The following is a 1,032-nucleotide window of genomic DNA, read 5'->3' on the forward strand; positions in this document are numbered from 1 at the left end:
GCCTCATTTTCCACCACCACCAGCAGCGCTTTCGCCTGCCACACTTCCTGCGGCTGCACGCCCAGCAGCGCCGCGAGGCCCGCCGGTTCGGCGACTTTCTGCGGCGGCCTGGCGGGGAAATCAAGCACCAGCCGCTCCCCGTCCTGCGCATCGCGCTTGACGAACAGCTCGCCGCCGGCCGAACGGAAGCGAATATCCTTCAGCGCCGGGTTAACCGCGCTGAACATCACATGCGCCGCCGCCAGCGTGCCGTGGCCGCAAAGATCGACCTCACGCTCCGGGGTAAACCAGCGAATGGCGGTCATGTCGCCGTCATCCCAAACAAAGCTGGTTTCCGGCAGGCCGATCTCGTTGGCGATCGCCTGCAACCGCTCCGCCGGCAGCGGCTGCGTCAGCAGGCAAACCCCGGCCGGGTTGCCGCGCAGCCCTTTGCCGGTAAAAGCAACCACGTGATAATAATTTTCCGCCATCGTTCACTCCTTAATGCCAGATCAGTAACACACAGGCTGCGGTCAACAACCCCATGGAAACGTTGAAGATAACCCAGGCCTTTTTGCTGCGCAGCAGGCGGCCGATCAGGGTACCGAACGCCAGCCAGATAACGCCGGCGACGATGTTTACCGCCAAAATGCCCAGCGCGATCGCCGCGATGGAACCGTTGTACTTATCGCCCGCCAGGCTGAAGCTCGCCACCGCGCCCAGCGCCATCAGCCAGGCTTTCGGGTTGAGGAACTGCAGCAGCCAGCCCTGATACAGCCGCACCGGCTGCGGCGGCGCCACGTCGGTTTCCAGCTTTTCATAGGCGGCGGTGGCGACTTTCCACGCCAGCCACAGCAGGTACAAACTGCCGAGGATTTTCAGGATCAGGTGCAGCGACGGGTAAACCAGGATCAGGCTGCCGACGCCGAAGGCCACCAGCAGCAAAATGCTTTGCATGCCGAGCATGATGCCAATCATCAGCCACAGCGAACGCATAAAGCCGAAGTTAGCACCGGAGGTGGTCAGCAGCAGGTTATTGGGGCCTGGCGTGAT

At 62.5% G+C, this 1,032-nt stretch carries 2 protein-coding genes; both read right to left on the reverse strand.

Features of this window, described 5'->3' with window-relative positions; translation table 11 throughout:
• The coding region (locus AB0H42_RS35945) for a PhzF family phenazine biosynthesis isomerase (RefSeq protein ID WP_357064394.1) at positions 1 to 470 on the reverse strand (470 nt) is incomplete at its 3' end.
• Positions 471 to 480: 10 nt separating this feature from the next.
• Positions 481 to 1,032: LysE family translocator (locus AB0H42_RS35950; protein ID WP_357064397.1), on the reverse strand; the 552-nt coding region annotated here is incomplete at its 5' end.

The sequence above is a fragment of the Nocardia sp. NPDC050799 genome (assembly GCF_040654015.1).
In the GTDB taxonomy this organism is placed as follows: domain Bacteria; phylum Actinomycetota; class Actinomycetes; order Mycobacteriales; family Mycobacteriaceae; genus Nocardia.